The organism is Streptomyces sp. NPDC019890 (assembly GCF_044903445.1).
Taxonomy (GTDB): domain Bacteria; phylum Actinomycetota; class Actinomycetes; order Streptomycetales; family Streptomycetaceae; genus Streptomyces.
On sequence record NZ_JBJDQK010000002.1, the window covers coordinates 460,267 to 474,082 of the forward strand.

The window sequence follows — 13,816 nt, forward strand, 5'->3', positions numbered from 1 at the left end:
CCGGCGTACGGCTACGCCTGCGGCAGCCGGTCCAGCTGAGCCATGATCCGCTCGATGTCCGCCTCGGCATTGGCAAGCCGCGTGCGGATCTTCTCGACCACGTTGTCCGGGGCCTTCGCGAGGAACGCCTCGTTGCCGAGCTTCGCGTGCGCCTGCGACTTCTCCTTCTCGGCCGCCGCCAGGTCCTTCGCGAGACGCTTGCGCTCCGCGCCGACGTCGATCGTGCCGGACAGGTCGAGGGCGACCGTGGCCCCCGCGACCGGGAGGGTCGCGGTCGCGCTGAAGCCCTCACCTTCCGGCTGCAGCCGCAGCAGCTGCCGGATGGCGGCCTCGTGCGGCGCCAGCGCGGTGCCGTCCAGGGTGAGCCTGGCCGGGACCTTCTGAGCCGGCTGAAGCCCCTGGTCGGAGCGGAACCGGCGGACCTCGGTGACGACCCGCTGGACCAGCTCGATCTCCCGCTCGGCCGCCTCGTCCCGGAAGCCGCTGTCGGCCGGCCAGTCGGCGATGACGACGGACTCCTTGCCGGTGAGCGTGGTCCACAGCGTCTCGGTGACGAAGGGGACGATGGGGTGCAGCAGGCGCAGGGTGACGTCGAGGACCTCGCCGAGGACGCGCGCGGAGACCTTTGCCGCCTCGCCGCCCGCGAAGTACGTCGTCTTCGACAGCTCGACGTACCAGTCGAAGACCTCGTCCCACGCGAAGTGGTAGAGGGAGTCGGAGAGTTTCGCGAACTGGTAGTCGTCGTAGTACGCGTCGACCTCCGCGACCACCGTGTTGAGGCGGGAGAGGATCCACCGGTCCGTGGCGGACATCTGCGCCGGGTCGGGCAGCTCGCCTTCCACCGTCGCGCCGTTCATCAGCGCGAAGCGGGTCGCGTTCCAGATCTTGTTGGCGAAGTTGCGGGACGCCTGGACCCAGTCCTCGCCGATCGGCACATCGGCCCCGGGGTTGGCGCCACGGGCCAGGGTGAAGCGGACGGCGTCGGAGCCGTACGCGTCCATCCAGTCAAGCGGGTCGACCGAGTTGGGGTTGGACTTCGACATCTTCTTGCCGAACTCGTCACGGACGAGACCGGTCAGCGCGATGGTGTGGAACGGGGCCTCGCCCTCCATCGCGTACAGACCGAACATCATCATCCGGGCGACCCAGAAGAAGATGATGTCGTGCCCGGTAAGCAGGACGTCGGTCGGATAGAACTTCTCCAGATCCGGCGTCTTCTCGGGCCACCCCAGCGTGGAGAACGGCCACAGACCGGACGAGAACCAGGTGTCCAGGACATCGCTGTCCTGCGTCCAGCCCTCGCCCGTGGGCGGCTGCTCGTCGGGGCCGACACAGACGACTTCGCCGTTCGGGCCGTACCAGACCGGGATCCGGTGGCCCCACCACAGCTGGCGCGAGATGCACCAGTCGTGCATGTTGTCGACCCAGTCGAAGTAGCGCTTCGACATGTCCGCGGGGTGGATCTTGACCCGGCCGTCGCGGACCGCGTCACCGGCGGCCTGCGCAAGCGGCCCGACCTTGACCCACCACTGCAGCGACAGCCGCGGCTCGATGGTGGTCTTGCAGCGCGAGCAGTGCCCGACGGAGTGGACGTACGGACGCTTCTCGGCGACGATCCGCCCCTGCTGGCGCAGTGCCTCGACGATCGTCGAACGCGCCTCGAAGCGGTCGAGCCCCTGGAAGGGGCCGTGCGCCGTGATGACGGCGTGCTCGTCCATGATCGTCATGGATTCGAGACCGTGCCGCTGCCCGATGGCGAAGTCGTTCGGGTCGTGCGCTGGGGTCACCTTGACCGCGCCGGTGCCGAATTCGGGATCCACATGCGTGTCGGCGACGACCGGGATCGTACGGTCGGTCAGCGGCAGCTTGATCCGCTTGCCGATCAGGTGCGCGTATCGCTCGTCGTCGGGGTGGACGGCGACCGCGGTGTCACCGAGCATCGTCTCGACGCGGGTGGTCGCGACGACGACGGTCTCGTCGCCCTCGCCGTACTTGATCGAGACCAACTCACCATTGTCGTCCTGGTAGTCCACCTCGATGTCCGAGATGGCCGTCAGACAGCGCGGACACCAGTTGATGATGCGCTCGGCGCGGTAGATGAGCTCGTCGTCGTAGAGCTTCTTGAAGATGGTCTGGACGGCCCTGGACAGCCCTTCGTCCATGGTGAACCGCTCACGGCTCCAGTCCACGCCATCGCCGAGGCGGCGCATCTGGCCGAGGATCTTGCCACCGTACTCTTCCTTCCACTGCCAGACGCGCTCGACGAACTCTTCGCGCCCCAGGTCGTGGCGGGACTTGCCCTCCTCGGCGAGCTGCTGCTCGACCTTGTTCTGGGTGGCGATACCGGCGTGGTCCATGCCGGGCAGCCACAGCGCCTCGTACCCCTGCATCCGCTTCCGGCGGGTGAGGGCGTCCATGAGGGTGTGCTGGAAGGCATGCCCCAGGTGGAGGCTGCCGGTGACGTTCGGCGGCGGGATGACGATGGTGTACGGCGGCTTCTCACTCTTCGGATCCGCCGAGAAGTAACCGCGCTCTACCCAGCGCTCGTACAGCTTCCCCTCTACCTGGGCCGGCGCGTACTGGGTCGGCAGTTCGGGGTTGCTGGCTGGCTGCTGCTGAGTGTTCTCGGTCACGGGCACAGTTTAGAGGTGTCACAGGGCCGTACTGAAACGGGAATCTTCCGTAACGGTGTGACCCCCGCCGCCCCATGGCATCGGCGCTTGGGCCAGGATGTTCGAACTACATAAGTATCTGGAGGGGAACGCAGGAATGAGCCACAACCAGCCGGGCCCGTACGGCGGCCAGCCTCAGCAGCCCGGACCGTACGGTCAGCCGGGTCCCTACGGCCAGCAGCCGCCGCAGGCCCCGCAGCCCGGTTACGGGTACCCGCAGCAGCAGCCTCCGCAGCCCGGCTACGGATACCCGCAGCAGCCTCCCCAGGGCGTCCCCCCGCAGCAGCAGCCCGGCCAGTGGGGCCAGCCCCAGCAGCCGGGCCCGTACGGCCAGCAGCCCCAGTACGGCCAGCCCTACGGCGGCGGCCAGGTCCCGCCCCCGCCGGCCGCGCCGAAGAAGAAGACGGGCCTGATCGTAGTGGCTGCGGTGGTGGCGCTCGCGGTGATCGGCGGCGGCGCGTACTTCCTGCTGGGCAGTAGTCGTTCGGGTCTTGAGGACGACGGCCCGCACAAGCTCGCGACGCCCGAGACCGTGCTGAAGGAGTACAAGCGCTGGGACAAGGGCTCGAAGATCTCTGGTCAGAGCGACAAGACCACCAAGGAGCTCGAGGCCAGCGGCATCCAGAGCGGCAAGTCGGTCGTCGGTGTGTACTCGACGGCCGATCTGAGCAACTTCGATCCGAGCGACCCCAGCACCACGCCGACCAACATCACGACGGCAAAGGGGATCACCTACTTCGGCGCTTACGGGAAGCTGGCCGACCCCGAGAAAGCGCTGGACACGTTCTTCGCCAAGATGAAGGAAGGCTCCACCAAGGACTCGAAGAACGGGTCCCAGCTGGTCGGCGAGCCGGAAGCAGTCAGTCCCGACGGGTTCGACAACGGCATCATGAAGTGCCAGGCCGCGACGGGCAAGGACGCGACCGGCAAGCAGAAGACCGACTGGTTCTGCGCCTGGGCGGACTACAGCACCATGGCGATGGTCTCGCCCGGGGACCAGACCAAGGGTGTGGACAAGGACACGGCGGTGAAGCTCTCCGTCGACCTCCGCAACGAGATTCGCGTCAAGCTCTGAGCAGTGGGACAAACCGAAGGGGCGCCCGGCCAGTTGGCCGGGCGCCCCTTCGTAGGTCTGAGCACTACGCCGACTTCTCGTGACGCCCGTCGTTCTTCACGATCCGCGGCTCCCGCGGCACCAGCGTCGGGTTCACGTTGTTGTGCACCACGTCCGCCGTGATGACCACCCTGGCGACGTCCTTGCGCGACGGGACTTCGTACATCACCGACATCAGGACCTCTTCCATGATGGCCCGCAGGCCCCGCGCGCCCGTGCCGCGCAGGATCGCCTGGTCGGCGATGGCCTCGAGCGCCGGGCGGTCGAAGTCCAGCTCCACGCCGTCCAGTTCGAACAGGCGCTGGTACTGCTTCACCAGCGCGTTGCGCGGCTCGACCAGGATCTGGAGCAGCGCCTCGCGGTCCAGGTTGTGGACCGAAGTCAGTACCGGGAGGCGGCCGATGAACTCCGGGATCATCCCGAACTTCACCAGGTCCTCCGGCATGACCTCCTGGAACTGGTCGCTCGCCTCGATCTCGCGCTTGGAGCGGATCGTCGCGCCGAAGCCGATGCCCTTCGCGCCCGCACGCGACTCGATGATCTTCTCCAGGCCGGCGAAGGCGCCGCCCACGATGAAGAGCACGTTCGTCGTGTCGATCTGGATGAACTCCTGGTGCGGGTGCTTGCGTCCGCCCTGCGGGGGCACCGAGGCCGTCGTGCCTTCCAGGATCTTCAGCAGGGCCTGCTGGACGCCCTCGCCCGACACATCACGGGTGATCGACGGGTTCTCGCTCTTCCGGGCGACCTTGTCGATCTCGTCGATGTAGATGATCCCGGTCTCGGCCTTCTTGACGTCGTAGTCGGCGGCCTGGATCAGCTTCAGCAGAATGTTCTCGACGTCCTCGCCGACATAGCCCGCCTCCGTCAGCGCCGTCGCATCGGCAATGGCGAACGGGACATTGAGCATCCGGGCCAGCGTCTGGGCGAGAAGGGTCTTGCCGGACCCGGTGGGTCCGAGCAACAGGATGTTGGACTTGGCCAGTTCGATCGCGTCGTCCCGGCCCTGCGCGCCGCCGTTCTCGCCGGCCTGGACGCGCTTGTAGTGGTTGTAGACCGCTACCGAGAGGGCCTTCTTCGCGGGCTCCTGCCCGACGACGTAACCCTCGAGGAACTCGTAGATCTCGCGCGGCTTGGGCAGTTCCTCCCACCGCACTTCGGAGGTCTCGGCGAGCTCCTCCTCGATGATCTCGTTGCAGAGGTCGATGCACTCGTCGCAGATGTACACACCGGGGCCTGCGATGAGCTTCTTCACCTGCTTCTGGCTCTTTCCGCAGAACGAGCACTTGAGCAGGTCGCCGCCATCACCAATGCGTGCCACGAGGTGCTTCCCCTTCGCCTGGGAGCAGCTTGGTTCAGCCGGCTCCTGGTGCCTCATATCCGACGGTACCTTGCCTGGCCCCCCGTTCGGGCCCCCCTTGGCGCGGTTCACATTGTCGTGCACCGCGCCAAGGGCGTCGGACCCGTCAGGCGGCCGCTGCTGCGGTGCTCTTACGGGTCGAGACGATCTGGTCGACGAGGCCGTACGCAAGCGCGTCCTCGGCGGTCAGGATCTTGTCGCGCTCGATGTCGTCGCGGATCTTCTCGATCGGCGTCGTGGAATGCTTGGCCAGCATCTCCTCGAGCTGGGTGCGCATGCGCAGGATCTCGTTGGCCGCGATCTCCAGGTCGGAGAGCTGCTCCCGGCCGGTCTGCGAGGACGGCTGGTGGATCAGCACGCGGGCGTTCGGCAGGGCCATCCGCTTGCCGGGGGTACCGGCAGCGAGCAGCACGGCCGCGGCGGAAGCCGCCTGGCCCATGCAGACCGTCTGGATGTCCGGCTTCACGAACTGCATCGTGTCGTAGATGGCCGTCAGGGCCGTGAACGAGCCGCCGGGGCTGTTGATGTAGATGGAGATGTCGCGGTCCGGGTCCATCGACTCCAGGCACAGCAGCTGCGCCATGACGTCGTTGGCGGAGGCGTCGTCGATCTGCACGCCGAGGAAGATCACGCGCTCCTCGAAGAGCTTCGCGTACGGGTCGTACTCACGCACGCCCTGCGAGGTGCGCTCGACGAAGCGCGGGACGACGTAGCGGTTGTCCACCTGCGGGCCGGTGTAGAGGCCGCTCGCGGAGAAGTTACTCATATGGGTGTTCACCATCCTGGTGGCGTTCAGCGGGCGGGGGCTGGGGGCAGTACGGCTCAGGCGCCGGTGCCGCCGCCGCCCGGAACGCCCGATGCGGCGGAGATGATCTCGTCGATGAGGCCGTAGTCCTTGGCCTCTTCCGCGGTGTACCAGCGGTCGCGGTCACCGTCGCGGATGATCGTCTCGACGGTCTGGCCGGAGTGCCGGGCGGTGATCTCCGCCATGCGCGTTTTCGTACGGAGCAGGTACTCGGCCTGGATCTTGATGTCCGAGGCGGTGCCGCCGATGCCGGCCGAACCCTGGTGCATCAGAATGTCGGTGTTGGGGAGCGCGAAGCGCTTGCCCGCGGTGCCGCCGGTCAGCAGGAACTGGCCCATCGAGGCCGCCATTCCCATACCGATCGTGACGACGTCGTTCGGGATGTACTGCATGGTGTCGTAGATCGCCATGCCGGCCGTCACCGAGCCGCCGGGGCTGTTGATGTAGAGGTAGATGTCCTTTTCCGGGTCGGCAGCCAGGAGGAGCATCTGCGCCGTGATCTTGTTGGCGATCTCGTCGTCGACCTGCTGGCCGAGGAAGATGATCCGCTCGCCGAGCAGCCGGTTGTAGACATGGTCGCCGAGGCCACCACCGATGGACGGCTCACCCGCGGCGTTAGGCATCAGATTCGTCACGTATCCACCTGCTCGTCTCTGACGGCTTCGGCCGTCTCAGCGTCTTTGTACTGGGGGCGGGGACTCCCTGCCCTCGTATTCATGGACCCTAACGCGCAGGTCGGACAACGCCATCCCGCTTCCCGAACTGTTCGCTCGGAGCGCAAGGTAACCGGGGGCTCACGCGAGGCCCCGGCGGTACGGACCGGGCCCCGGGCGCGCGCAGCGTCCGGGGCCCGGTGTACGGGTCAGCGCGAGGCGCTCAGGCCTCGTTCTTCTCCTCGGACGCCTCGGAGGCGTCCTCGCCCTCGACGACGGCCTCGACCGTCTCTGCGGCGGCCTCGGTCTCGTCCTCGTCGTCCTCCAGGTCGACGACCTCACCGTTGGTGTCGACGACCTTCGAGGCCTCGACGACCACGGCCAGCGCCTTGCCGCGGGCGACCTCGCCGACGAGCATCGGCACCTGGCCGCCCTCGACGACGGCCTGGGCGAACTGGTCGGGGCTCATGCCGGAGGAGGCAGCGCGTCGCATGAGGTGCTCGGTGAGCTCCTCCTGGTTGACGTTCAGCTTCTCCTTGTTGACGAGCTCATCGAGGATGAACTGCGTCTTGATGCCCTTCTCGGCCTGTTCCTTGGTCTCGGCGATGAACTCTTCCTCGGTCTTGCCCTGGATCTCCAGGTACTTGCCGAGGTCGAGGCCCATCTGGCCGAGCTGGTGGTGCTCCAGGTTGTGCTTGCGGGTGTTGATCTCGTCCTCGAGGAGCTTCTCGGGGATCGGGACCTCCGCCAGCTTCAGCAGCTCGTCGAGGACGCGCTCCTGAGCCTGGGTGGCCTGGTCGTACTGCTTCATGTTCTCGAGGCGCTTGCGGCTGTCCGCCTTGAGCTCCTCGAGGGTGTCGAACTCGCTCGCCAGCTGCGCGAAGTCGTCGTCGAGCTCGGGGAGCTCACGGGCGGCGACGGCGGTGACCTTGACGGTGACCTCGGCGTCCTTGCCCTCGGCGGAGCCGCCCTTGAGCTGCGAGGTGAAAGTGGCCTCGCCGTCGGCCTCCAGGCCGGTGACGGCCTCGTCGATGCCGTCGAGCAGCTCGCCGGAGCCGATCGTGTACTGAACGCCGGACGCGACGCCGTCCTCCAGGACCTCGCCGTCGATCTTGGCCTCGAGGTCGATCGTCACGACGTCGCCCTCGGCGGCGGCGCGCTCGACCGGGTTGGTGGAGGCGAAGCGCTCGCGCAGCTGCTCCACCGACTTGTCGACGTCCTCGTCGGTGACCTCGACGGCGTCGACGGTGACCTCGATACCGGAGTAGTCCGGGATCTCGATGGCCGGGCGGATGTCGACCTCGGCGGTGAAGGCCAGCAGCTCGCCGTCCTTCAGCTCGGTGATGTCGACCTCGGGCTGACCCAGCGGGTTGACCTCGGCCTCGTTGACCGCCTCGGTGTAGAACTTCGGAAGGGCGTCGTTGACGGCCTCCTCCAGCACCGCACCACGGCCGAACCGCTGGTCGATCACTCGGGCCGGGATCTTGCCCTTGCGGAAGCCCTTGACCGTGACCTGCTGGTTGATCTTCTTGTACGCCGCGTCGAGGCTGTCCTTGAGCTCCTCGAAGGGCACCTCGACAGTGAGCCGAACCCGGGTCGGGTTCAGGGTCTCCACGGCGCTCTTCACGGTTCGGTCTCCTTGGTGGCTGATTCTGGGGTTCTGCTGCATCCGCCGCACACGAGGCGGCTCAGCGGATCTGCCCGGCTCTTCGTGAGAATCTTCAGACACACGGGCACGCAGCTTGCATAGTAGCCGCAAGCAGGATGACGCCCACAATGTGATCTTGAAGAGCGATCGTGGTGATGGTCGGGGTGGCCGGATTCGAACCGACGACCTTCCGCTCCCAAAGCGGACGCGCTACCAAGCTGCGCCACACCCCGTCGGTGCGACACGTAGGGTACATGCCCGCAGGCAGTGCGGCTGCCGCATTCTCGCAGGACGCCCCCGGAGGGATCGCGGAACGCTCCCGGAGGGGACGGTGGCGCGGAATGGGGTGTGCGGCAGCGGCCCCGGACCCGCTACGATGCTCTTCGTAACCGCGGCCCTCGTGACCTGCGGTGCGATGTCTGCGGGCGTAGCTCAATGGTAGAGCCCTAGTCTTCCAAACTAGCTACGCGGGTTCGATTCCCGTCGCCCGCTCTTTCAGGCCTCAGGCCCGGCTCGGCAGTTGATCGCCCGAGCCGGGCCTGAGGCTTTTTCGCAGCTCGGATCACAGCTCGGAGCGCTACTCAGATCGCCATTCGGATCACTGTTCGGGTCGCACGTCAGAAGTTGATCTGGTTGATCGTGTCGGCTATCGAGTTGAGGAATCTGTTGATCGACGGCGCCATGCCCGTCGAGGCAAGGAAGAAGCCGAACAGCACCGCGACGATCGCGGGTCCGGCCTTGATGGAGCCGCCGCGGATCAGCACCACGAGGATGATCGCCAACAGCAGCACCACAGACAGTGAAATGGCCACAACTGATCACACCCTCGGTCGGTCCACCTTGCCCGCCCGGGGGCATACGGCCCAGCACACCCCCGTCTTGACCATCGTGCCACCAACACGCCCATGCATGCCTGCCCCTGACGAATCATCGACGACGGGTTCGCGCCAACCGGGGGCCCGTGTGCGCCGGTCGGCGAAGGGGCGACTCGGCCGCCGGGGTGAAATACGGAAGGGAATTCGACCTGATCGTTTCCATGCCCGCACACATCGATCACGAGAAATTCGAAGACGAGCGGTGAGGAAATTCACGCGGTCACAAGGTCATAGCGATATGCACCATTTAAGGTGGATTAATTAGGGCATAGCGGGCGGTTGGTGGCAGTTTCGGGTTCGAATGTGAGACATGCGAAGAGGGTTTTACGAAATCGAATCAGCGAGGCTAGGGTGCCTCGAATGTTTCACGCTCCGCATGGATATCGCAGGGGCCCGCTCCCCCAGGCCCGGGAGTCGGAGCCCGTCCCTACAACCCCGAAGGCGGCCGGATCGGCCACCCTCGCCCCCGCCGAGAAACCCGTACCGAAGCCCACCGAGAAGTCCACCAGGCGAGACGCCTACTTCGACAACGCCAAGTATCTGGCCATCGTGCTGGTGGCGGTCGCGCACGCGTGGGAGCCGGTGATGGAGGGCAGCCGCGCCTCCCGGGCGCTCTACATGCTCGTCTACACCTTCCATATGCCGGCCTTCATCCTCATCTCCGGCTACTTCTCCCGGAGTTACACCGGCCGGCCCGACCAGCTCAGACGGCTGCTGACCGGGATCGCCCTGCCGTATGTCGTCTTCGAGATGGTGTACTCCCTCTTCAGACGGTATGCGCAGCACGCGCCCGAGCAGCCGATCAGTCTGCTCGACCCCTTCTATCTGACCTGGTTCCTGGTCGCGCTGTTCATCTGGCGGCTGACGACGCCGCTGTGGCGGCTGATCCGGTGGCCGCTACCGGTGGCGCTCACGCTGGCCTCGCTCGCCGCGCTGACGCCGAACATCGGGGCCGACCTGAATCTTCAGCGGGTGCTGCAGTTCCTGCCGTTCTTCGTGCTGGGACTGTGTCTGAAGCCCGAGCACTTCCAGCTGGTGCGGCGCCGTGAGGTACGGCTGCTGTCCCTGCCGCTCTTCGCGGGAGCGGGCCTCTTCGCGTACTGGGCCGCTCCCCGGATGAATCTGGGCTGGCTGTACCGCTCCAGCAGCGCGCAGGAGCTGGGTGTGCCGTGGTGGTCGGGGGTCGTGATGACGCTGGCGTTCTTCGGGTGCGCGGTGCTGCTCTCGGCCGGGTTCCTGGCGTGGGTGCCGCGGCGCAGGACCTGGTGCACGGTGCTGGGCGCGGGCACGATCTGCGGCTATCTGCTGCACGGTCTGCTGATCAAGGCCGCGGACTACGGGCATGTCTTCGAGAACAACGCCTGGCTGAGCACTCCGGGCGGCGAGATCGTGGTGACGCTGGTCGCGGCGGCCGCGGTGACGCTGCTGTGCACGCCGCCGGTGCGGCGGGCGATGCGGTGGGTGACGGAGCCGGAGATGGCGTGGGCGTTCCGGCGGGACGCGGCGGAGCTCGCGCCGCGCGGCTGACGCGCCGGGGGGCTGACGCGGTCGCGCCGCGCGGCTGACGCGGTCCAGCCGTGCGCGGCCGACCGGGCGGCCGGGCACGGCTCAGGGCTGCGCGTCCGGCGCCGACAGGCCCAGCAGGGCGCGCACCTTCGCGTACTTCGCCGTCAGCCGGGTGCGCGTCGCCTCGTCCAGTACGGCGAGCCGTGCCGGGTCGGCGTTGTGCGCGAGGTCGGCCTCCTTGACGAGGCGGGCACCGGGTGTGGCCAGGATGCGCCCGGTGTACTCCTCCAGTTCCTCGCCCTTGCGCTTGGTCAGGGCGAGGACCATGTCCTTGACCGGCTGTGGCAGGGCGGCCGCGTCCAGCCAGTCTCTGGACAGCGCGTCGTCCTCCACGGAGTCGTGCAGCCACCCGGCGGCGATCTGCTCGTCGCTGCCGCCACGGGCGCGTACGCCCTCGGCGACGGCGGCGAGATGTTCTGCGTACGGGCGGCCCGCCTTGTCCTTCTGACCGGCGTGGGCCGCACGGGCGATCGCCTCGACCTGGGCGAGGGTCAGTTGTGGCATGGCTCGACTGTACGGCCCAGTGGTCCGGCCCAGGGTTGCTGCTCGCGACAGTGGCCCACCGGCGCCCGGAGCGGTGGTGGTGGCACGGCCCGAGGACCGTGCCGAGAGGTCATGTCTCCCGGCAGAGCAGCAGCAGCGCCCGGTCGTCGTTGACGTCCTTCGCGACCGCCTCGATGAGATGCCAGGCCGCGCCCTCGAAACCCGCCGCCACATAGCGGTCGGCCTCGCCGGTCAGACGGTCTATGCCCTCGCTTATGTCCCGGCCCGACGCCTCCACCAGGCCGTCGGTGAAGATCATCAGCACGTCGCCGGGCCGCAGGTTGCCCTTGACCGGGTCGAACTGCGCTCCGTCGTAGACGCCGAGCAGCGGGCCCTCGGCGTCCATCTCCTCCCAGCGGCCGCTGCCCGCGTGCAGCTGGAGCGCGGGCAGATGGCCGGCCGACAGCAGCTCGTAGTCGCCGGAGTCCAGGTCCAGCACGAGATATATGGAGGTGGCGAAGCCCTCGTCCCAGTCCTGGCGGAGCAGATAGCCGTTCGCCGCGGGCAGGAAGCCGTGCGGCGGCAGGGATCCGAGCAGACCGCCGAAGGCGCCGGACAGCAGGAGCGCGCGGGAGCCCGCGTCCATGCCCTTGCCGGAGACGTCGGTGAGGACGACTTCCAGGGTGCGGCCGCCGTTCGTACGGGCCGCGACCACGAAGTCGCCGGAGAAGGACTGGCCGCCCGCCGGGCGCAGGGCCATCTCGCGGTGCCAGCCCTTCGGCAGCCGCGGCAGTGCGCTCTGCACCCGGATACGTTCGCGCAGGTCGAAAAGCATCGTGCCGCCGCGCCGCCACGGCACCCCGACCCGCGCCCGGAACTGGGCGATGAGCAGGCCGAAGAAACCGCATGCCGCGACCGTGAGGACGATCCCGGGGGTGACTCTGGCCGGACCTTCCGTGTACGGGCCGAGCACGACCGACTCGACGATCAGGGCGCCTGCTGCCGCCGCGTACAGACCCAGCAGGCTCGCCGGGCGCAGCAGCAGACCGCCGGCCACGATGGGCAGGACCAGCGCCGCCGGGGAGACCCAGACGGGCATCACGATCGTGCCCCAGGTGAAGGCCGGAACGGTCAGCAGCAGACCGGCCAGCGCGATCCAGTCGGAGCCGTCGCCTCGGAAGTAGTCGACACCGGATTTGCGCAGCGCGATGCGAGCCCGGTGCACTGCCTTCCGCAACCGGGCCGTGTACGAGTCTGCTGCAGAGCCGCGGGCCATTGCCGTGGACCTTATCCACCCGCCCGCCTTCCGTGCAGGGGGACCCCGGTGACAATGTGTTCGATATCGGGTCGCCGCGATACCGCAGCCCTGGTAGGCATGGCATATGACAATCGAGTTGCGAGCGCTGCGTCCGTCCGAATGGAGCGGCTGGTACGGGAAGTTGGAGCTCGCCTTCGGTGGTGTGCCGGGGACCCCGGAAGAGCGCGAGCTGCATGAATCGCTCACCGAGACCGAGCGCTCCATCGGCGCCTGGGACGGGGACGAGTGCGTCGGGACGGCCGGGGCGTTCTCCTTCGAGGTATCGGTCCCGGGCGGCGCGATGGTGTCTGCCGCGGGTGTGACGATGGTCAGCGTCGCCGCGACGCACCGGCGGCGTGGGGTACTCACCTCAATGATGCGGCGCCAACTGGACGATGTACGTAGCTGGGGCGAGCCGCTCGCTGTGCTGACGGCTTCCGAGCCGGAGATCTACGGTCGCTTCGGCTACGGCATCGCGACCCAGATGTTGTCAGCGACGATCGACACCGTCCGGGCGCGGATCGACCTCCCGGAGGGCGCGGACGGTGTCCGCCTGCGCTTCGCGGACGTCCAGGCGGTGGCGCGGGAGTGCGAGGCGGTGTACGTACACAGCATCGGCTCACGGCCGGGCATGCTCGCCCGAAAGCCGGGCTGGGAGCGGCTGCCGCTGCTCGACCCTCCGGGCGATCGGGACGGCGCATCGCCGATGCAGTGCGTGGTCGCCGAGCGTGAGGGCGAGATCGTCGGTTTCGTGCGCTTTCACAACAAGCCGGAGTGGGGGCCGCGTGGCCCGAAGGGCACCATCACGCTGCGGCACATCGAGGCGCTCGACCCCGTGACGTACGCCGTGCTGTGGCGCTTCCTCCTCGACATCGACCTGACGGTGCAGGTGGTGGTGCGCAACCGGCCGGTGGACGATCCGCTGCTGCTTCTCGTCAATGACGTGCGGCAGTGCGAGGTGCGGGTGCGGGACGGTCTCTTCGTACGGCTGGTGGAGCTCGGGAGCGCGCTGGAGGCGCGTACGTACCAGACGCCGGTGGATGTCGTCTTCGAGGTAACGGACGAATTCTGCCCGTGGAACGCCGGGCGCTGGCGGCTGACCGGCGACCACAAGGGCGCGTCCTGCAAGCGGACCGACGACGATGCCGATCTGGCGCTGTCCGTACGGGAGTTGGGTTCGGCGTATCTGGGCGGGGTGTCGCTGACGGCGCTGGCGGGAGCGGGGCGGGTGCAGGAGCTGCGGCAGGGGGCGCTGGCCGAGGCGTCGGTCGCGTTCGGCAGTGACCCGGCGCCCTGGTTGCCGCACGGTTTCTAGCGTCTTCCGGCGTCTTCCGGCGTCTTCCGGC

The 13,816-nt window shown here is 67.8% G+C and carries 11 protein-coding genes and 2 tRNA genes; 4 read left to right on the top strand and 9 right to left on the bottom strand.

What is annotated here, in order from left to right; genetic code table 11:
• Positions 1-11: 11 nt before the first annotated feature.
• Positions 12-2,633: a valine--tRNA ligase gene (locus tag ACI2LP_RS06480; protein WP_404723413.1), complete on the bottom strand. Its 2,622-nt coding sequence runs from the start codon at positions 2,631-2,633 to the stop codon at positions 12-14.
• A 136-nt stretch (positions 2,634-2,769) separates the two neighbouring features.
• On the opposite strand from ACI2LP_RS06480, the gene ACI2LP_RS06485 reads away from it, so the two are divergent.
• On the top strand, positions 2,770-3,747 hold the full coding sequence (locus ACI2LP_RS06485) for a hypothetical protein (protein WP_404723414.1): 978 nt from the start codon (positions 2,770-2,772) through the stop codon (positions 3,745-3,747).
• 64 nt (positions 3,748-3,811) lie between these two features.
• On the opposite strand, the gene clpX is transcribed toward ACI2LP_RS06485, so the two are convergent.
• The 5 genes from clpX to ACI2LP_RS06510 form a co-directional block, all read right to left on the bottom strand.
• Positions 3,812-5,104, bottom strand: a complete 1,293-nt coding sequence (gene clpX / locus ACI2LP_RS06490) for an ATP-dependent Clp protease ATP-binding subunit ClpX (RefSeq protein ID WP_360880935.1) — start codon at positions 5,102-5,104, stop codon at positions 3,812-3,814.
• Positions 5,105-5,249: 145 nt separating this feature from the next.
• Positions 5,250-5,924 (bottom strand): ATP-dependent Clp protease proteolytic subunit, encoded by a 675-nt coding sequence (locus ACI2LP_RS06495; protein ID WP_360880933.1) that lies wholly within the window; start codon positions 5,922-5,924, stop codon positions 5,250-5,252.
• Positions 5,925-5,965: 41 nt separating this feature from the next.
• The gene (locus ACI2LP_RS06500; RefSeq protein WP_360881024.1) at positions 5,966-6,571 is read right to left on the bottom strand and encodes an ATP-dependent Clp protease proteolytic subunit; all 606 of its coding nucleotides are present in this window, start codon (positions 6,569-6,571) and stop codon (positions 5,966-5,968) included.
• 253 nt (positions 6,572-6,824) lie between these two features.
• Entirely contained in the window at positions 6,825-8,228 is a 1,404-nt protein-coding gene (tig, locus tag ACI2LP_RS06505; RefSeq protein WP_404723415.1) for a trigger factor, read from the bottom strand.
• 177 nt (positions 8,229-8,405) lie between these two features.
• Positions 8,406-8,482, bottom strand: a tRNA-Pro gene (locus tag ACI2LP_RS06510).
• A 188-nt stretch (positions 8,483-8,670) separates the two neighbouring features.
• Between ACI2LP_RS06510 and ACI2LP_RS06515 the strand changes: the two genes are divergently transcribed.
• Positions 8,671-8,741, top strand: a tRNA-Gly gene (locus tag ACI2LP_RS06515).
• Positions 8,742-8,866: 125 nt separating this feature from the next.
• On the opposite strand, the gene ACI2LP_RS06520 is transcribed toward ACI2LP_RS06515, so the two are convergent.
• The gene (locus ACI2LP_RS06520) at positions 8,867-9,061 is read right to left on the bottom strand and encodes a hypothetical protein (RefSeq protein ID WP_313946321.1); all 195 of its coding nucleotides are present in this window, start codon (positions 9,059-9,061) and stop codon (positions 8,867-8,869) included.
• Between the two features lie 423 nt (positions 9,062-9,484).
• Here ACI2LP_RS06520 and ACI2LP_RS06525 point away from each other — a divergent pair, with 423 nt between their 5' ends.
• Complete coding sequence (locus tag ACI2LP_RS06525) at positions 9,485-10,651, top strand: acyltransferase family protein (protein ID WP_404723416.1); 1,167 nt, start codon at positions 9,485-9,487, stop codon at positions 10,649-10,651.
• A gap of 81 nt (positions 10,652-10,732) precedes the next feature.
• Here the strand turns inward: ACI2LP_RS06525 and ACI2LP_RS06530 are convergent, their stop codons facing one another.
• Positions 10,733-11,194, bottom strand: coding sequence for an HD domain-containing protein (locus ACI2LP_RS06530; RefSeq protein ID WP_404723417.1), 462 nt, complete (start codon positions 11,192-11,194; stop codon positions 10,733-10,735).
• 109 nt (positions 11,195-11,303) lie between these two features.
• Positions 11,304-12,449, bottom strand: coding sequence for a PP2C family protein-serine/threonine phosphatase (locus ACI2LP_RS06535; RefSeq protein ID WP_404723418.1), 1,146 nt, complete (start codon positions 12,447-12,449; stop codon positions 11,304-11,306).
• Positions 12,450-12,555: 106 nt separating this feature from the next.
• Here ACI2LP_RS06535 and ACI2LP_RS06540 point away from each other — a divergent pair, with 106 nt between their 5' ends.
• The gene (locus tag ACI2LP_RS06540; protein WP_404723419.1) at positions 12,556-13,785 is read left to right on the top strand and encodes a GNAT family N-acetyltransferase; all 1,230 of its coding nucleotides are present in this window, start codon (positions 12,556-12,558) and stop codon (positions 13,783-13,785) included.
• Positions 13,786-13,816 lie beyond the last annotated feature (31 nt).